The organism is Marinobacter sp. EhC06, assembly GCF_001650915.1.
GTDB lineage: Bacteria > Pseudomonadota > Gammaproteobacteria > Pseudomonadales > Oleiphilaceae > Marinobacter.
In genome coordinates, this window is the sequence record NZ_LXYO01000023.1 from 124,986 (window position 1) to 143,082 (window position 18,097).

Sequence of the window (18,097 nt, forward strand, 5' to 3'; positions counted from 1 at the left end):
TGGTCAGATTTTAACCACAGTATAGCTCAGGGCCGGTCATCCGGCGGCGCGCCCTCCTCACATTTCCGGCACTCAAGCTCAAACCAGAGCATCGATGCCCTTCCCTCTTCCGTGGTAACCCATGGGCGGTTCACCCAGGGCGGCGTGTGCCGCACATGCTGATTGTGCCCACACGCCAACTGGGCAACCCAGTGGTTTTCTTCGTCCTTATGATAACCGGTGATGGGCTGTTTCATTTGACCTCCTTCGTACATATGCGGGGTGACGCCAGGCGGCCCAAACCCTTATCCTGAGATATAAACTTATTCCATCAGCTTCAGGAGCTCAGCCATGAAAACTGCCCATGACCTTGTAGAAGCCGCCAGGAAAGACATTCAGGAAGTGCCCCTGGATCAGGCGGATGATGCCATCAAGAATGCCGATCTTCTGCTGGATGTGCGTGATGCGGATGAGTACCGGGCTGGTCATATACCGGGCGCGGTAAACATTTCCCGTGGTCTGCTGGAGTTCAAGTTTACCAATGATCCGGCGTTCGAGAGCCGCGACATGAACATCGTCTGCTACTGCAAGACGTCCGGGCGAGCCGCATTGAGTGCCAAAGCCCTGAAGGAAATGGGCTACATGCATGTGCAGTCCATCGCCGGCGGATTTGATGCCTGGCAGGAAGCCGACAAACCGGTCGCCAAGCCGGAACTACCCTCGTTCGAGTAATTGGCGCCTACAAGCAGCAGGCCTTGTACTTCCTGCCGCTGCCACAGGGGCAGGGGTCGTTACGACCGGGCTTCATCTGGCCCTCGCTGGTATCGCCCCGAAGGTAATACCAGCGACCCTGCTCCCGAACGAAATCGGAGTTTTCCTCGAGAAATCCCCAGCCCTTGCCCAGGCGGTAGAGCGCACGAAAATGAACCGTCCCGCGATCGCCCGACTCATTGGTGTCCAGGATCTGCAAACCGGTCCAGTTCGGCGAGTCTGCCAGAGTGAGCGTCTCCGGCCGCGTGCTCTGATGCCAGGTAGCTTGCAGGTACTCGGGAAGATCAAGAACGAACGCCGCGTAACGGGACCGCATCAGTGCCTCCGGCGATGGTGCCGGTTCGCCCTGATGGAAGGGCCGGCAGCATTCAAGGTAGGATTTGCCGCTGCCACAAGGGCAACTTTGGAGTTCAGGCTGCTGCGTCATCGGGGCTCAATCTTTTCGACTATGCTCGTAGTCCGGCAGTGTATCAGTATCAAACCGGTGTTGCTCCGGCCTTCTCCACTGACTTCTTGGTGATTCCCTTTGACGGATGTATCGCTGTTACAGATTCTCCTGGCCAACCTTGCCATTCTTGCCGGGGCCTGCCTGCAAGGCGTGGCCGGCTATGGCATTGGCACGCTGGCCGCGCCCTTGCTGTTTCTGATCAGCCCGGTGTTGGTCCCGGGACCGTTAATCCTGAATGCCACGCTGCTCACCGTCTTCATGCTGATACGCAATCGCGGTGCGCTGCAGGTCCGGGAAGTGCGTTTTGCCATCGTCGGCGGTGTTGCCGGCGCAATCCTGGCGGCTCTGACACTGCTGATAATCTCCACCGCGGGCTTTGAGCTGATCTTCGGTGTGCTGATTCTTGCTGGGGTAGCGCTCAGTATTGGTGGACTCAAGCCAGCGCTGAACGCCCGGAACAGTGTGATGGCCGGAGCCGCCTCGACCTATATGGGCACGATCACCGCCGTGGGTGGACCGCCCATCGCGTTGATCTACCAGAATGAAAAGGGGCCGCTGGTCAGGGCCAATATGTCCGCGTTCTTTTTGGCAGCCAGTGTCCTGAGCCTGTCAGGTCTGTTTGCCTCAGGCTACCTGGGCACCCGAGAGTTGTTCCTGTTCGCAGTTACCTTCCCGGGCGTCTTCCTGGGCTTCTGGCTCTCCGGCAAACTCGTCAACCGCATGCCCTTTGAGGGGCTTCGCCCGGTGATTCTGGCTATTGCAGCCATCGCCGGAACCGCCGCCCTCATTCGCGGCCTGCTCTCTCTTTAGGAATCTGCCCAGAGCCTTACCCGGAAGCGGTTCTTGCGCCACAGGAATGCCAGCCAGACTGCGTGGGCATTGATCAGGAACGCGAGGATCCACTCGAACGCATCGTCCTTACGGCTGTAGAATTCCGGGGCCACGCCATTCAGAATCACTGAAAGAATTCCGACGGCCAGGATCAGCTGGCAAAGATTCAGCAGCCTCATGCCCGTGTGCTTCCATAATGGATGACTGCGCAATCCGGAACTGACCAGCAGCTCACAGATGAAGGTGAGCGAGAAATACAGAACCACGCCAATACGGCGGATCAGGTTGAAGCCGTCACCGGCATGGCCCAGCGCCAGGGTATAGGCACCCAGCGAGACACTGGCCACCAGGCCCAGCCACGGAATCCAGGCAACTCCGGAGGAATGGACACCGAGCTGGCGCAGCCACCGGCCGTTAAGCCACCAGAACAGGATCCCCAGCAAAGCCGCCGGTAGCATGGTGCCTTTAAAAATGAAATAAGAAGTGCCGTGACGGCCGGTACGACTGATGCTGGTGCAACTGTCCCAATAGGGGAAGCACAACTCCACATGGCCTTCCAGTACCGATACGGTGAAGGTGATATGAATGGTAATCAGAGGCACCAGCGCCGCAGCAAGGGCGAGCCACCAGAGATGAAAGGAACGATGGTCAGTCATTGCAAGAATCCCTCTAAGCGACTCCAGCCCCGGAAACACAACACTGGCAAAACCGGTCGCCAACGAATTGAATGAACATTATTTGACCAGATTTTGCAATCCGGTCCATCCTGTCAGGGGATTTTTGCCTCAAAATAGTGCTCCAGGGATTCAGGATCAGGGTATGAGTGCACCGCATCAGGAAATTATTGAAAGCCAGATCGACGTGTCAAAACTAGCCATCGGCATGCACGTCATCCGTCTGGACCGGCCCTGGGAAGATACGGACTTCCTGATTCAAGGGTTTGTTATTCGAGATCAGACAGAGATCGACTCGCTACGGGCACAGTGCGAGTTCGTCTTCATTGAAGGGCGTATCGATGGGGCACCGCTGCCAAAACATGAGAACGACAGCGGTCGGAAGTCTTCCGGCCTGATGGGACTCTTCCGCAGAAAACAGGCTCCCGAACCTGTCCAGAATACCCACAGCCCTGTACCGCCGCGAAAGCGCGTCCGCTATATCAACAAGATCGACGCCGGCCGGGAGATGGAAACCGCGGTCATACGCTTCGAAGAGGCTCAAAAAACCGCCAAATCCATTATGTCTGGCTTGAGGGTGGGGCGCACGCTGGACCTGAACAACGCCCGCACAGTGGTTAACCACTGCGTGGAAAGCGTGCTCCGGAATGAGAACGCCCTGTTGTTGCTTACCAAAATCAAGCATCAGGATGAGTACACCGCCGAGCACTGTATCAACGTGTCCATTCTGGCGGCCGCCTTTGGCAAGCACCTGGGCTTGCTTGAAGGAGAAATCCGCAATCTGGCCCTGTGTGGTTTGCTCCATGATGTCGGCAAGACCCGGATTCCCGATGAAATCCTCAACAAACCGGGAGCGCTGACCCCTAAAGAATTCGACGTCATGCGTCACCACACCACCCACGGCCGTACCATTCTGATGGGGACCAGCAATTCCCTGAACACCGCCGTGGATGTGGCATTCAGCCATCACGAGCGGATGGACGGCTCGGGCTATCCCCGGGGCCTGCACGCCCAGCAGATCCCCTACTTTGCCAAGATCATTGGTCTGGTGGATACCTACGATGCCATTACCAGCAACCGGGTCTACGACAAGGGTCGGGCCTCCATGCAGGCACTGGAAATTATCCACAAGCACCGGGGCACCCAGTTCGACGAGGAGCTGGCGGATGCCTTTATCCAGATGATCGGGGTGTACCCCCCGGGATCCATCGTTGAGATGGTGAATGGCGAGGTTGGCATCGTTGTGGAGAGCCGGCCAGAGCATAAACTGAAGCCCTGCGTTCTGTTGGTCCGGGAGTCCGATAAAAGCCTGATGGCACCCTATCGGACGGTCGATCTGAAGGTCAGCCCTGAAGATGCTGCCGGTGAAATCTATCGCATCGCCCGGGAAGTCCCTGACGGAACCTACGAGATCGTGCTTCAGGAGTTTGTCGATCAGGGCCTGATTGTAACCACGCCGAGTCGCAGCCCTGACGCCATATAAGTAGCCCTGACGCCACATAAAAGGGACAGTCCGTTACTTTCTAACCTGGAATGCCCTGCTATACTGCTTGCCAAACAAATTCCGGCACAACAAGACATGAATTCCGGCATCCCTTCCCTCAACATTCCTGCCGCGCCAGACGGTGCTGACATTTCGAAGGTCACTCCTGCCGAAGGGCTCAGGGCCGTGCTCGACAATCTGGACGCCCTGGTTTATGTCTCTGACTTCGAAACCTATGAACTCCTTTACATGAATGCCTATGGCCGAAGAATCTGGGGTTCTATAGATGGGAAAAAGTGCTGGGAAGTCCTGCAGGATAACGCCAGCCCCTGCGACTTCTGCACCAATCACCTGCTGATTGATTCCGAAGGCACCCCTTCCCCGCCTCATATCTGGGAATTTCAGAACCGGTTGGACAAACGCTGGTACCAGTGCCGGGATCAGGCAATTCCCTGGATAGACGGCCGACTGGTCCGCCTCGAAATTGCTACAGATATCACCGACCGAAAGGAAATGGAGCTGGCGCTCAAGGAGGCCCATGAAAAAGCTCGGGCCGCTGCATTGGAGGACGACCTTACCGGACTTCACAACAGGAGAGCCTTTTTCGAGCTGGGTAACCAGCTTTTGAAGCAGTCCCGAAGAAACGGCTCGCCTCTGGCGATCATCATGTTTGACCTGGACCACTTCAAACAGATCAATGATAACCATGGCCACGAGACCGGAGATGAGGTTCTGCGGCACATAGGGCAGGTTCTGGAAACCAACGTCCGGGAGGCGGATGTTGCAGCTCGTATTGGTGGTGAAGAGTTCGCGATCCTGCTTGCTGATGCCGATGCCGTTCAGGCTTCAGAAATGGCAGAGCGACTGCTGAGCCTCATGCAGAAAACGCCAGTCCGGTACCGTGATGTCCGTATCCGGCCAACCGCCAGTTTCGGCATTTCAGCGCTTCGCCCTGAGGAGTCAAATCTCGAGAATCTTCTGGCGAGAGCGGATAACGCGATGTATGAGTCAAAAGCTCTTGGCAGGGGTCGGGTGCGTATCAAGCCCTGAATCGCACCCGGAGCAATTCACCCTGGCCGTTTTGTTACCGCCATGGTCAGCCGGGAAATACAGGTGGTTTTCCCTTCTTCGTTCTCAAGCAGAATTTCCCATACCTGAGTAGCACTACCAATGTGAATGGGCCTGGCCGTTCCATAGACCCAGCCCTTGGTGACCGGACGGATGTGGTTGGCGTTGATGTCCAGCCCCACCGCCACGGTTTCCGGATCTTTCAGACAGCAATTGGCCGCCATACTGCCCAGGGTTTCCGCCAGCAGGACGGATGAGCCTCCGTGAAGGATGCCAAAAGGCTGAACCGTACGCTCATCAACGGGCATGCGACCTTTAACGTAGTCATCACCAATCTCAAGGTACTCGATACCCATGTAGCTAACCGCCGTGTTTTCACTGGCTTTGGCAAGGTGTTCAAGGTTCGGGGTGCTGGTCCAGATTGCCATAGAGGAACTGCTCTCGTTGTTGTTTGAAACAGGAAAAACAAGACCCCCAGTTTATACAGATAGGATGCGAACTACCAAGCTCTTCTTTGCTGCCCCGTCATGGACTTTTCAATTAATCCCTCAAACTCCAGCGCAGGCAGTGGCCGGCTGAAATAGTAGCCCTGAAAGCGGGTGCAGCCCATGCCGACAAGGCGCTCCAACTGCCCTTTGGTTTCCACACCTTCCGCCACTGCTGATAACCTGAGCGCAGAGGCCAGGGCCAGGATGGTCTCGGCAATGGTAGCGTCGTTCGGGTCATCCAGAATGTCCCGCACAAACCCTTGGTCAATTTTCAGCTCATCGAGGGAGAGACGTTTGAGATAGCCAAGGGATGAGTACCCCGTGCCAAAATCGTCCAGGGAGATTCGTATCCCCATGCTTCTCAGTGTGCGAAGCGTCTCTTCCACCAATTCAAGGTCGTAGGCCAGCGCGCTTTCGGTAATTTCCACTTTCAGGTTTCTGGGGGATGCACCGGTTTTTCTCAGTAATGCCATCACGGTCGAACAGAAAGAGGGCAGGTGAAACTGCCTTGCACTCACGTTTACCGAAACCTGAAGCTGCGACAGTGCACCGGCCCGCTTCTTCCAGCTGGCGACCCGGGAGAGAACTTCTTCCAGAACCCAATAGCCAACCGATTCAATGAGCCCCGTCTCCTCCGCCAGCGGAATAAATTCGGCGGGAGACACCATACCGCGGCCCGGGCAATGCCACCGAAGCAATGCCTCGGCCCCTACCGGTTTACCTTTCTCGTCAACCAGAACCTGATAGTGGACCGCCAACTGATTCTTCCGTAAAGCCAATCGAAGGTCGGATTCCATGGCCAGACGCTCAGACACCTTTTTCTGCATCATCGAATCGTAAAAACGGATGCAATTGCGGCCGTCTTCCTTGGCACGAAACATGGCCATATCCGCCTGGCTGAGAAGCTCTTCAAGGGAGGTATCGTGATCGAAGAACAGGGTCACCCCGATGCTTGGGGTGCCCGTGTAGTCGATGCCGTTAAGATCATAGGGTTCGTTCAGGGCATCCCGGACCTTTTCGCAGACCTTTTCCACCCGGGCAGCGGCATTGGCAGCATCGGCTGGAAACCCTTTCAGAATAAGAACAAATTCGTCGCCTCCAAGCCTGGCGACAGTATCCCATTCGCGGACCGTCTGTTTCAGCCTCTGACCTACCTGAATCAACAGCTCATCACCGGTCAGATGCCCCGCTGAGTCATTGATGTTCTTGAAGTTATCAAGATCGATAAATACCAGGGCACCATGATTCTGATCCCGAGTGCTTCCGGTTAACGCCTGCGCCAGGCGGTCCCTCAGTAACCGACGGTTTGGCAGACCAGTGAGCGGGTCGTAGAACGCCAGTTTCTCGATCTCGGATTCTGACTGCTTGCGGTCAGTCACGTCGTAGAAATAGCCGTGCCAGATCGTACTGTTATCCGCCAGACGGGCGGGCACTGAACGGGCTTCTATCCATGCGGCACTGCCGTCTTTTCTGAACGCCCGGAAATCAGTTTCGAACGGCGTCATCTGCAGGCGGGATTCTTCTACCTTTTCAAGAAAGCCTGCCTTGTCATCATGATGAATGAGTTCCAGCAAAGGTCTGGCGTCTGGCCGGAGTGTGTCCACTGCCAAACCAAACATGATCTCTACTTTTTTGCTGAGGAAAGGAAAGGTTACTCGCCCGTCCGGGTAAATCCTGAACTGGAAGATGACCCCCGGGAACTGATCAGAATACCGGTAGAGGCTGTTCTCATACCTTGCATTGCGCCCGGCCAGTATTTGACGATGCACCGAGGAACCCAATACGTCACCCAACTGAACCAGGAACTCTCTCATTGCTGCATCCGGAGTTTCGGAGCGATCAAGAAAATCAAATCCCAGCACACCGGCCAGTTGGCCTTCCAGTTTTATCCCGATCAGGATCAGGCTTCGGATTCCCTGTCGCCGGAATTCGAGTTTTTCTTCATTTGCCTCATCGGGGAGTTTTTCAACGTCAGGAATAACAACAACCGGAAAGTCATCAAGTTGCTCTGCCAGCCACGGAAACCGCTCCATTGGCACATTCTGGATGGCATCTCGTTGGGGTGACGTTCCGGGGCTGCAGATCTCGTGAGTGATGGAGGCAGTCTGGGTGGCCTCTTCAAGCATCACCAGGTAGCTGCGATCCGCCTTAAGATGGGTGCCAAGTTCGGCAATGACCTTCTGGATGCTCCCATCCAGTTCGTCAATCCTCGACCGGGCCAGACTGAGAGACAGCCTGTAAACAAGTTCTCGTTGATCGCGGGTAACTGCTTCTACCATCGCTACGGACTCCTTCCCAGCAATACTTCCTGTTTATCCGTTACACTTGCTCGAAGCGCCTCTGACAACTTACGACGAGTACACTCCTACAGTTCACGCGCCTTCGACAAAGGCCACCTCTCAACTCGCTCCGGTATAAATCGCCTTGAACTGCCGGACCAACTCATCCACGCGGCCCGAATTAACGAGCTCATAGAGGCGCTCGGCAATGCGCTCTCTCAGCTCAAAGGAGTTGCAGGGTGAAGCCTTGGAAAAGGTAAAAAACAGACCCTCACGGCTCACCGGGGTTTGCAGGGGAACGAATTCTTCAGCAATGCCCATGTATTCAAGTTTCACCTCGCCCTGCAGGACTTCGTAGAGGACATAATCAACCCGGCCAACCTTCGCCATCTGAAAGGATTGCTCAATCGACCTGACACCTTCGATACGGAGGTTCTGTTCTGCATACCGGTCAAAGTTCTGGCCAAAGCTGTTGTTGATCAGGGTGCTACCACGCTTGCCCGCCAGATCCGGCCAGTGGCGATAGACAAACTCCCTGCCTTTGGGTACCCAGACAGCGGTCGGTAGGTGCGTGATCGGAGGCAGCAGATAATCCATGTAGCCAATACGCTCGGAGGTGATGAATGCACCCGCAACCATGTCGATTTCACCCTGGCGAGCCAAGTGTTGAACCCTGGCCCATGAGCCAATGTCTTTCACCTCCACGTAGACGCCAAGGGGCTCGGTGATTTCCCTCAGTAAAGCAGGTACAGCACCAATCAGATAGCCCGGATGTTGTTCATCGCGCCAGAGCAGGGGCGGATATTCCGGATTACCACTGACCGTGAGCGTATTGCATGGGGTTTCCGGCACAGCATTGGCCGGCACCAGAAACAGCACGGCAACCAAAAAGACAAGTGACCTACCAACAACAGACGAAAATGACTTATTCAACTCTGACAAGCCCCTCTTTTTGCCAGCCCAAACGGCCGGTTTCGACAACCTGACGACGTATTCCCGGCACCGGCCGGATCATGAAAAGATCGCCGTTTCGGCCCACCATGGCTCGGGGTACACCAGTTGCTTTGGCTATATCAGCGTGCGTTTCCATGTGTTCAGCCTCACCGTGAACCGGAATGGCAATGGCGGGCTTTACCCATTTGTACATTAACTCCAATTCTTCCTGCGCGGGATGACCTGAAGCATGAATCGGCAAATCAGCGTCTTCGGCGGTGATGACCCTGACCCCTAACTCTTTTAGCCTGTTGACCAGTGCCTTAATGGATTCCTCATTGCCGGGGATAGCACGGGCGCTAAAGATCACGGTATCCCCCGCTTCGAGCTCGAAATCCGGATGCGTACCTGTCGCCAGCCTGCGCAGGGCGGTTCGCGGCTCGCCCTGACTGCCGGTTGCCACCGCCAGGACTTCATCCCGGGGCAGGTAGCCAAGGTGACCGGGATTAATCAATTGGTCAGCCGAATCCCACAGTCCGGCGGCCCTGGCGGCGCCACTCATATTGATCAGGGAACGGCCCAGTAGCCCCATGTAACGCCCGGTTTCCCGCGCAATCGAGGCGAGCGTGTGCAGGCGGGCAATGTTACTGCCAAAGCAGGTGACTACCACACGTCCTTCGGCGGAACGGATGGCCTGCAGTAATCCTGCATGCAAGGTCGCCTCGGACACCGAGTGACCTGAGACCGTGGCGTTGGTGGAGTCGCACACCATGGCGTTCACACCCTCCTCCGCCAGGTCGGTAAAGGTCTTTGGCGAATAGCCATGGCCCACCAGCGGCTGCTCATCCAGCTTCCAGTCACCGCTGTGGAAGATGTTACCTGCAGCGGTGCGAATCATCAGGGCGTTAGGGTCCGGAATGGAATGAGTCAGCGCCAGCCATTGCACACTGAACGGCCCGATCTGTTTGCTCTGGCCCGTCTCCACCTCAATGATCGGAACCCGGTGTAGCAGATCGAACTCCGCCAGCTTTCGACGCAGAATTTCGGCGGTGAACCGGCTGGTGTATATCGGACACTGCAGCAGCGGCCAGAGATAGGGCACGGCTCCGACGTGATCCTCATGGGCATGAGTAATAACCAGGCCCGCCAGGCGGTCACGGCGGTCGGCAATGAACGCAGGATCCGCCATTTGTACCGGCGGCTCACCCCGGTGGTGCACGGTGCCATCGGCAGCAATGCGACCAGGCTTTGGAAAGGTAACGCCGCAATCCACCATCAACCAGGCACCATCGTGGCCGTAAAGGTTGAGGTTCATACCAATTTCGCCGGTACCACCCAGCGGTAAAAACCAGAGATCGGGCTGTTCGGGGATCATTCGGCGGCTCGGTCCAGATACTTCAACACCAGGTCCTCGTGTATGCCTTCCATTTCAATCAGTTTCAACGCGGCCCGGATGTCATCAGCGTATTGCAGCACGGGCGAGTTTTTTGCAACGGCAATGTAAGACCGTTCTCCGGGCACGAAGAACGGTGAAACCTCAACATCCAGCCCCAGCTTCTCAACCGCATACAAACCAACAAGCTCTGGCGCAATGACAACATCCACCCGGCCTTTCTGCATCATCAGCATCAGGTTTTCATAACGGGGCGCCGGTTCTTTGAGCAGTTTCTCATCATTATCGAACCTCGAGAAATACGAAGCACCTTCCAACACGCCAATGGCCCTGCCATAGAGATCGGCATAGCGCTCAATGCGGTGTTCTTTGTTCAAGTAGAAGAACAACCTTCGTTCCGGAGGAAACGCCGGTGCCACAAACTCCATCAGCTCGGCCCGCTCCTCGGTCTCCAGCGGCCCAAGCATGACATCCACCTCACCCTGCTGGACCATTCTCAATACCCGCCTGAAAGGCGCCTCTCGGTAGTGGACCTTCCAGCCCAACCGCTCGGCTATTTCCTCGAAGATATCTACATAGAGGCCGGTTCGTTCCCCACTCTGGATAATCCGGTACGGGGGTGCATGGTTGGCTCCTACGGTAACGGTCAGCGCTTCCACGGTCTCCGTGCCCTGCTGGGCCGCCACCGGAAACACCAACGCCATCAGAAGGGCGGCTGTAAGCACTCGCATTCCTGTCGTCCTTGCCTGTGAGCTTTTCAGATTTTTATACAGTCTGGTCACCTGTATTCAGTATAGACGGTTCAAGATCCGGGAACGTCGGATTTACGTAAAGACGGTTGAATTCAGCCACCCATGGCACAAGGTCAGTTACCAGATCAGTCAAGAAGTCATTAACCAAAGCAGCTAAAAGTGCCACACATTCGTCAACAGAAAGGACGGACACCATGAAGATTCTGATGGTTCTCACCTCCCATGACCAGATGGGCGACACCGGCCATAAGACCGGCTTCTGGCTCGAAGAGTTCACCGCGCCCTACTATGTTTTCCGGGATGCCGGTGCAGACATCACCATCGCCTCGCCGAAAGGCGGCCAGCCGCCGGTGGACCCCAACAGCGAGGCGGAAGCGGCACTCACTGAAACCACCCGTCGTTTCCAGCAGGATGCCCACGCCAAGGAATCCCTGGCCAGCACCAAGAAGCTGAGCGATGTGGATATGAACGAATACGACGCGATTTTCTATCCGGGTGGCCACGGCCCGCTGTGGGATCTGGTCAACGACGACAAGTCCATTGCTCTGATCAAAACTGCTTACGAACAGGACAAGGTAATCGGTGCAGTCTGCCATGCGCCTGCCGTGTTCAAGAATGTGGAAGTGAAGCCGGGCCAGAACATCGTAGGCGGCCGGGAAGTCACGGGCTTCACCAACAGTGAGGAAGAAGCAGTAGGCCTGAGCGGTGTGGTGCCATTCCTGCTGGAGGATATGCTGAAGGAGAACACTGCCACCTACACCCGCGGCGACGACTGGGCACCGCACATCGTGGTGGATGGCAAGCTGATTACCGGGCAAAACCCGGCATCCTCCGAGGGTGCGGCCAAGGCCGTTGTGCAGGCACTGCAAGACGCCTGATTCGAGAAAAATGGTTTAATAAACCCGGGGTCAGATGACATTTTCATCTGACCCCTTTTCGTCCGCCCCCACTGTCACGCGACCTCCCCCGCATGACTGATCAGTTCGCCGGGCGCGCCCTTCTCCAGCAACTCCCGGATATGATCCGGTATTGTCACTTTCCCCATCACCGAAGGCTGAATCACGACATAGGTAACGTCGGAATCAGCGATAAACGCCTCATCCCCGTACCGAAAGAACTCCAGATGCAGTGTGAACGAGGTATTGCCGATTCTTCCCGCCCGAATGCGCGCCTCCAGCACATCATCGAATTTTGCCGGGGCTTTCCAGTTTACGGTGAGACTCACTACCTGAATATCCAGGTCCTGATCCAGCAGGTGCTGGTAATCGCCGAACAGCGTGCGGATGTACTCGTTCACTGAAATATCAACGAAATCCGCATAACGGGCGTTGAATACCACCCCCTGGGCATCGCACTCGCCATAGCGAACCCGGAAGCGAAAGCGGAAAGGCAGTTCACCAGCCATGAAGCGCTCCGATTAAAGTTCAGTTACTGTCGCCAACAGCTTCTCATATCTGTGCTAACGTTTTGAGGAATATCTCAAAAAAGCTGGCCATCGCTATGAGCAACCCCAAGCACACCCTTTTCTGGATGACGCTGTTCCTTGGCGTGGTCGTCATCGTCGGCGCCCTGATCCACAAGCCCCTGATCTCGGCCTTTATGGCCAACTGGGTTTTCAATCTGCTGATTCTCGGGGTTCTGATCGTCGGCATTGCGCTCACTTACCGGCAGGTATTCGTGCTGTTTCCGGAACTGAAGTGGATCGCCCAGTTCAGAACCGGCCACGCCGGGCTTTCCGTGGTTCAGGAACCCAAATTGCTGAAGCCGCTGGCAAGACAGCTCGGCGAGGATGCCACAAAGGACCGGTTCACGCTCTCTACCCTGTCCCTGAGAACCGTACTCGACGGCATTCACTCCCGCATGGATGAACAGCGGGAAATCACCCGGTATTTCATCAGCCTGCTGGTGTTCCTGGGTCTGCTGGGCACTTTCTGGGGCCTGCTGGGCACCATCAACTCGGTCGGCCAGGTTATTACCGGCCTGGACATGAGCCAGGAAGACTTCGGCAAGGTGTTTGCGGAACTGCAGGAAGGCCTGCTTACGCCCCTGGAGGGTATGGGCACGGCGTTCAGCTCCTCTCTGCTGGGCCTTGGCGGCTCGCTGATCCTTGGTTTCCTCGACATCCAGGCCGGCCATGCCCAGAACCGTTTTTACGACGGCCTCGAAGAGTGGCTGACCGGTGTGACCAACCTTGTAGACCGGGTCGATAGCGAGAAAGACCTGTCATGATCGGTTCCAGGCGTCGAAGCCGAAGCACCACCAACGTCTGGCCGGGGTACGTGGATGCCCTCTCCGCCTTGCTGATGCTGGTGATCTTCATGCTGCTGGTGTACGTGGTCAGCCAGCTTTATCTATCCCAGACACTGTCTGACCGGGATACCCAGCTAGCCCGCCTGAATGCCCAGTTGAACGAACTCTCGGAGCTGCTGGGCCTGGAAGAGAGCCGAAGCGAGGCGCTGGAAGACCAGTTGACCAGCGTTCAGGACCGGAACGACAGCCTGGTCGGCCAGCTTGAATCCACCCGAGAGCAGTTGATGCGGCAAACCGCCATGGCCGATGCCCAGTCAGAGCGGCTGGCCAGCATGGAAGAGTCCATTGACGAAAAAGACGAGGTATCCGCCAGCCAGCAGGCAATGATTCTGAGGCTGTCCAACCAGATTGCTTCATTGCGGGAGCAGCTCAGGCAGATTGCCTCGGCGCTGGAGCTTCAGGAGGAGATGACAGCTGAGAAAGAGCAGGAACTGGAACAGGTCAGCCGACGGCTGAACACGCTGCTGGCCGAGCGGGTCAGCCAGCTGGAACAGTACCAGTCTGAATTCTTTGCCCGGCTGCGGGATATTCTTGCCGGTAACGAGAACGTCCGAATTGTCGGCGACCGCTTCCTGCTGCCCTCGGAACTGCTATTTGCCTCCGCCTCGGCGCAACTGGGCGAGGAAGGCCGACAAGAGCTGGACAAGCTTGCTGATTTGCTGCTGGATGTTTCTGCCAGGATTCCGGACGACGTGGACTGGATCCTGAGGATTGATGGCCATACCGACGTCCTGCCCATCAATACCGAGAGATTCCCCTCCAACTGGGAGCTCTCAACGGCTCGCGCGGTTGCTGTGGTTCGCTACCTGGCTGACCAGGGGGTGCCGGAACGGCGCATGGCGGCAGCCGGATTTGGCGAGTTCTTCCCGGTGGCGGAAGGCACCTCACCGGAGGCGTTGCAGAGAAACCGGCGGATTGAGCTGAAGCTGACGGATCGCTAACTCTGCGAGTGGGTCAGCAGGGCGTTCACCGTCATGGTGTAAGGAGCTTCAACGCCCAGGCGCTCGCAGCGTCTCAGCACCGCACCAGCGATGCTGTCGAGTTCAAGGGGCCGGCCTTTTTCCTTGTCGACCAGCATGGACGTCTTGATGGCGTTGAAGTTGCTGATCAGGTCGAACATCTCGGAGAGGTCTTCAGGGCCAAGGTTCACGTCATCGGCTTTAGAAGCCGCCACTGTTTCTGCCATCATTCCGTGGACAATCTTCCGGAATTCGGGGTGGTGGGTCAGCCTCCGGGTATCCAGACCCGTCAAGGCTGAGAGGGGATTAACGCCATTGTTGATCACCAGCTTGCGCCAGAGCTCGTAACGGATGTTGTCGGAGACGGTTGTTGGAATTCCGGCCGCCTCGAAATCTTCCTTTAATTGCTGCAGTAACGGGCCACGGCGGTCAGATCCGGAGACCATGGGCCATTCGCCCATGACAATTTGGGCAGGACCCTCGGCTTCTACCACGCCCGACTGGACAATATGCCCACCAATCCGGACAGCCAGGCCGCCCAGAACTCTGTGCTCCCCCAGCAATGCGGCCAAGGCAGGCTCGTTGTCCACTCCGTTTTGAAGAGAGAGGACAGGCACCTTGCCGTGATAGAGCCAGGGGCCCAACTCAGCCAGCATCGTTTCAGTCGCCGTGGATTTGAGCGTGACCAGAACGACATCAAAATCATCCGGACGATAACCGGCAACAACCGCTGAATGATCCATGGCCTTAACCGGAAATGACCACATCTCATCCCCGTATTGGACCGTCAGCCCATTCTCCTGCAGAGCTGCCAGGTGAGCACCACGAGCGGTCAGAACCACCTCATGTCCAGCATGCAGCAGCCGAGCAGCGTAGTAACCCCCGATGCCACCGGCACCCACTATCAATAATCTGAGCATTTACGGAATCCCCGGTGTTTTCCTCAGTCTATTGCATCCAGCCATAGCCGGCGAATGAGTGACTGTCCTCGTTCAGTGCAAAACCGAATACCCGTTGCGGAGCTTTCAGGCCTCCCAGACTGAACGCAGTATTCAACACGCACAGTCTGGGATCCGCCAGGGGCACATCCTGCCCACTCCTGGCCCGACGGCCGGCGGGACGTGCCCCAGACATAGCCTGAAGCCAGAGCTGTTCGTGCTCCCATTGCTGTATCAGATTTCTGATGTAGGCATCATGGGGCTGGTGATTCATCTCACTTTCCCCTGGTTCTTTCTGATCCAGGCAAATCAGGAGAACATCTTGCTCCCTGAGCGCTTCCAGACAATGACCAATCTGCCGGTAGTCGTCACTGGTCATCCCGGTATTCAGCCTCAGTTCGATGACCTCCTCGGGCGCAACACCCATCATGTTGCAGGCCAGCAATTCCAGACCGGGATCCCGCCCTCCTTGAATTTTGGCCTGGAATCCCCGTTTAGCCATCAGTGATTGCAGACGTTCCGCAAGGACACCTTTGCCGCACTGGTGAAAAATTTCGGGTGTATCGCCTCCCTTCCGAGAAGTGATGAAGGTGACATTGCCAACCTGCATGTCCCGCTTGATCAGACGACGGAGCCGGGGTTGGCTTATCGGATCTGAATACGCATCTCTGTCACAGGACAGGTAAAACACTGGCAATTTCGGCACGGAGCCTCCCATCAGGCCTTTAGAGAGCGAATCGATCGGTAAACCGGGGCGTCAACGCCCCAGTTTTTTGGCCGACTGGCCGCCAATACCGAAATGCTGCTTGGGCATTTCGGTAATAATAATCCGCACACTTTCCGCCGGAGCTCCCAATGACCGCGATATCGCGTCGGTTACCTCCCGGATCAGCATCTCCTTCTGCTCATCCGTCCGACCTTCCAGAATATTAATCTGAGCAACAGGCATGGGACCTCCTTATTCGAACCGGGCGGACACAGTACCCAGCCCCTGGTAGCGAACCGAGATGTTGTCACCGGGCTCAACAGTAATCGCGGCGGTAATGCCTCCGGTCATGATGAATGTGCCTGCCGGAATGTGTTCGCCACGCTCGGCCAGCAGGTTGGCCAGCATGGCAACACTGGAAGCCGGATGGCCCAGAACGGCTGCACCCGCGCCCACATCCACAACCTCACCATTTTTCTCGACCACTACACCCAGTGTCTTCAGGTCGACATCGGCAACATCGGCCATCTGGCCACCCGTGATGAAACGGGTAGATGAGGCGTTGTCCGCTACGACACTCACCAGATCGAACTTGAAGTTCTCATAACGAGAATCGATGACTTCGACAGCCGGTATTACGAAGTCGGTGGCTGCTAGAACCTGCCCGATATGGCAGCCCGGCCCTTTCAGGGGTGCCTTGGTAACAAAGGCTATCTCCGCTTCGATTTTCGGGTGGATCAGCTCTTTGGTGTTGACCACACCACCGTCAGGGACACTGAAGTAATCAGCCAGGAAGCCGTAGATCGGCGTCTCCACGCCCATCTGGGCCATCTTGGCCCAGGAAGTCAGGCCCATTTTCATACCCACAATCTTGTTACCACGGGCTTCCTTGCGACGACGGATCTCCCACTGCACGTCATAGGCATCCTCGAAGGTCATATCCGGGAAGTCGTTGGTGACCTTGGTGATGTCGTGGGCCTGAAGTTCGGCGTTTTCCACATGCTCGGCCAGAGCCAGAACCTGCTCTTGGTTTAGTGTTTTGCTCATGCGTTTTGCTCCTTTTGGGCCGCCAGCAGATCCAGCGCCACGTCCACGATCATGTCTTCCTGGCCGCCAACCATGCGGCGCTTGCCCAACTCAACCAGAATATCCACGGCCTTCAGACCGTACTTCTGCGCCGCCACTTCGGAGTGGCGCAGGAAGCTGGAATAGACACCGGCATAGCCCAGGGCCAGGGTTTCGCGGTCCACCCGCACCGGGCGGTCCTGCAAGGGGCGCACAATGTCATCGGCCGCGTCCATCAGGGCGTACACGTCCGTGCCATGTTCCCAGCCCATCTTGTCAAAGGCCGCAATGCAAACTTCCAGCGGTGCGTTTCCGGCGCCAGCGCCCATGCCGGCCAGGGAAGCATCGATCCGGTCACAACCTTCCTCAACGGCAACAATGGAATTGGCCACGCCCAGCGCGAGATTGTGATGAGCATGCATGCCCGTCTGGGTCTCCGGCTTGAGTACATCCTTGAGTGCCCGGAATCGGTCCCGGATGTCGTTCATGTTCATGGCGCCGCCGGAGTCGACGACGTACAGGCAGGTGGCGCCGTAGTCTTCCATCAGCTTGGCCTGCTCTGCCAACCCTTTTGGTGTCTGCATGTGGCTCATCATCAGAAAGCCGACGGTGTCCATGCCCAGCTTGCGGGCGTGTTCTATGTGCTGTTTCGAGACATCCGCTTCGGTGCAATGAGTGGCCACACGCACGATCCGGGCACCGGCGTTGTAGGCGTTGTCCAGGTCATGGACGGTGCCGATGCCGGGCAGCAGCAGGGTGGCAATTTTGGCGTGCTCGATCACTTCGGCCACTGCCTCGATCCACTCCAGGTCGGTATGGGCACCGAAGCCGTAGTTGAAGCTCGAGCCCTGCAGCCCGTCGCCGTGGGCCACCTCAATGGAGTCCACCTTGGCCTTGTCCAGGGCCCGAGCGATGTCCTGCACGTTCTTGATGGAGTACTGGTGGCGGATGGCGTGGCTGCCGTCGCGCAGGGTCACGTCGGAGATGTAGAGTTTCTTGCCGGGGTTGAATGTCATGAGA

General features: G+C 56.8%; 21 protein-coding genes. 7 read left to right on the forward strand and 14 right to left on the reverse strand.

The genetic code is table 11. The features are described from left to right. Window positions 1-26: 26 nt before the first annotated feature. Entirely contained in the window at window positions 27-236 is a 210-nt protein-coding gene (locus A8B84_RS10560) for a DUF3565 domain-containing protein (protein WP_064229157.1), read from the reverse strand. A 94-nt stretch (window positions 237-330) separates the two neighbouring features. Between A8B84_RS10560 and A8B84_RS10565 the strand changes: the two genes are divergently transcribed. After that, on the forward strand, window positions 331-711 hold the full coding sequence (locus A8B84_RS10565) for a rhodanese-like domain-containing protein (protein ID WP_064229158.1): 381 nt from the start codon (window positions 331-333) through the stop codon (window positions 709-711). Between the two features lie 7 nt (window positions 712-718). Here A8B84_RS10565 and A8B84_RS10570 read toward each other — a convergent pair whose 3' ends face one another. Further along, window positions 719-1,177, reverse strand: coding sequence for a YchJ family protein (locus A8B84_RS10570; protein ID WP_227512789.1), 459 nt, complete (start codon window positions 1,175-1,177; stop codon window positions 719-721). 99 nt (window positions 1,178-1,276) lie between these two features. Between A8B84_RS10570 and A8B84_RS10575 the strand changes: the two genes are divergently transcribed. Then, a complete protein-coding gene (locus A8B84_RS10575; protein WP_064229160.1) occupies window positions 1,277-2,008 on the forward strand; it encodes a sulfite exporter TauE/SafE family protein in 732 nt (243 codons plus the stop codon). On the opposite strand, the gene A8B84_RS10580 is transcribed toward A8B84_RS10575, so the two are convergent. Continuing rightward, the gene (locus A8B84_RS10580) at window positions 2,005-2,685 is read right to left on the reverse strand and encodes a hypothetical protein (RefSeq protein WP_064229161.1); all 681 of its coding nucleotides are present in this window, start codon (window positions 2,683-2,685) and stop codon (window positions 2,005-2,007) included. The genes A8B84_RS10575 and A8B84_RS10580 overlap by 4 nt on opposite strands. A 163-nt stretch (window positions 2,686-2,848) precedes the next feature. On the opposite strand from A8B84_RS10580, the gene A8B84_RS10585 reads away from it, so the two are divergent. Further along, complete coding sequence (locus tag A8B84_RS10585; RefSeq protein WP_064229162.1) at window positions 2,849-4,186, forward strand: HD-GYP domain-containing protein; 1,338 nt, start codon at window positions 2,849-2,851, stop codon at window positions 4,184-4,186. A gap of 96 nt (window positions 4,187-4,282) precedes the next feature. Continuing rightward, the gene (locus A8B84_RS10590) at window positions 4,283-5,236 is read left to right on the forward strand and encodes a GGDEF domain-containing protein (protein ID WP_064229163.1); all 954 of its coding nucleotides are present in this window, start codon (window positions 4,283-4,285) and stop codon (window positions 5,234-5,236) included. 17 nt (window positions 5,237-5,253) lie between these two features. On the opposite strand, the gene A8B84_RS10595 is transcribed toward A8B84_RS10590, so the two are convergent. From A8B84_RS10595 to A8B84_RS10615, 5 genes are all read right to left on the reverse strand, one after another. Beyond that, window positions 5,254-5,682, reverse strand: coding sequence for a hotdog fold thioesterase (locus tag A8B84_RS10595; RefSeq protein WP_064229164.1), 429 nt, complete (start codon window positions 5,680-5,682; stop codon window positions 5,254-5,256). Window positions 5,683-5,753: 71 nt separating this feature from the next. Continuing rightward, on the reverse strand, window positions 5,754-8,021 hold the full coding sequence (locus tag A8B84_RS10600; protein WP_064229165.1) for an EAL domain-containing protein: 2,268 nt from the start codon (window positions 8,019-8,021) through the stop codon (window positions 5,754-5,756). A gap of 120 nt (window positions 8,022-8,141) precedes the next feature. Beyond that, complete coding sequence (locus tag A8B84_RS10605; RefSeq protein ID WP_227512854.1) at window positions 8,142-8,900, reverse strand: substrate-binding periplasmic protein; 759 nt, start codon at window positions 8,898-8,900, stop codon at window positions 8,142-8,144. Window positions 8,901-8,946: 46 nt separating this feature from the next. Beyond that, a complete protein-coding gene (locus A8B84_RS10610; RefSeq protein ID WP_064229166.1) occupies window positions 8,947-10,329 on the reverse strand; it encodes a ribonuclease J in 1,383 nt (460 codons plus the stop codon). Beyond that, window positions 10,326-11,078, reverse strand: coding sequence for a substrate-binding periplasmic protein (locus tag A8B84_RS10615; protein WP_064229167.1), 753 nt, complete (start codon window positions 11,076-11,078; stop codon window positions 10,326-10,328). Before A8B84_RS10615 ends, A8B84_RS10610 begins: the two co-directional genes overlap by 4 nt. Window positions 11,079-11,293: 215 nt before the next feature. Between A8B84_RS10615 and A8B84_RS10620 the strand changes: the two genes are divergently transcribed. Next, entirely contained in the window at window positions 11,294-11,977 is a 684-nt protein-coding gene (locus tag A8B84_RS10620) for a type 1 glutamine amidotransferase domain-containing protein (RefSeq protein WP_064229168.1), read from the forward strand. 74 nt (window positions 11,978-12,051) lie between these two features. Here the strand turns inward: A8B84_RS10620 and A8B84_RS10625 are convergent, their stop codons facing one another. Then, complete coding sequence (locus A8B84_RS10625) at window positions 12,052-12,504, reverse strand: acyl-CoA thioesterase (RefSeq protein ID WP_064229169.1); 453 nt, start codon at window positions 12,502-12,504, stop codon at window positions 12,052-12,054. A gap of 95 nt (window positions 12,505-12,599) precedes the next feature. Between A8B84_RS10625 and A8B84_RS10630 the strand changes: the two genes are divergently transcribed. Together A8B84_RS10630 and A8B84_RS10635 are read left to right on the forward strand one after the other, a co-directional pair. Beyond that, window positions 12,600-13,328, forward strand: a complete 729-nt coding sequence (locus A8B84_RS10630; RefSeq protein WP_064229170.1) for a MotA/TolQ/ExbB proton channel family protein — start codon at window positions 12,600-12,602, stop codon at window positions 13,326-13,328. Beyond that, window positions 13,325-14,350: a peptidoglycan -binding protein gene (locus tag A8B84_RS10635; protein WP_064229171.1), complete on the forward strand. Its 1,026-nt coding sequence runs from the start codon at window positions 13,325-13,327 to the stop codon at window positions 14,348-14,350. The genes A8B84_RS10630 and A8B84_RS10635 overlap by 4 nt, the downstream gene beginning before the upstream one ends. On the opposite strand, the gene A8B84_RS10640 is transcribed toward A8B84_RS10635, so the two are convergent. From A8B84_RS10640 to dmpG, 5 genes are read right to left on the reverse strand one after another with little or no spacing between them, the layout of a single operon-like run. Beyond that, the gene (locus tag A8B84_RS10640) at window positions 14,347-15,288 is read right to left on the reverse strand and encodes a ketopantoate reductase family protein (protein WP_064229172.1); all 942 of its coding nucleotides are present in this window, start codon (window positions 15,286-15,288) and stop codon (window positions 14,347-14,349) included. The two genes, A8B84_RS10635 and A8B84_RS10640, sit on opposite strands and share 4 nt — an antisense overlap. A gap of 28 nt (window positions 15,289-15,316) precedes the next feature. Further along, window positions 15,317-16,012: a hypothetical protein gene (locus tag A8B84_RS10645; protein ID WP_227512790.1), complete on the reverse strand. Its 696-nt coding sequence runs from the start codon at window positions 16,010-16,012 to the stop codon at window positions 15,317-15,319. A 51-nt stretch (window positions 16,013-16,063) separates the two neighbouring features. After that, entirely contained in the window at window positions 16,064-16,255 is a 192-nt protein-coding gene (locus tag A8B84_RS10650; protein ID WP_064229174.1) for a 4-oxalocrotonate tautomerase, read from the reverse strand. Between the two features lie 9 nt (window positions 16,256-16,264). Next, entirely contained in the window at window positions 16,265-17,059 is a 795-nt protein-coding gene (gene dmpH / locus A8B84_RS10655) for a 2-oxo-3-hexenedioate decarboxylase (RefSeq protein ID WP_064229175.1), read from the reverse strand. Further along, on the reverse strand, window positions 17,056-18,093 hold the full coding sequence (gene dmpG / locus A8B84_RS10660) for a 4-hydroxy-2-oxovalerate aldolase (protein ID WP_014579151.1): 1,038 nt from the start codon (window positions 18,091-18,093) through the stop codon (window positions 17,056-17,058). The genes dmpH and dmpG overlap by 4 nt, the downstream gene beginning before the upstream one ends. Window positions 18,094-18,097: the final 4 nt, after the last annotated feature.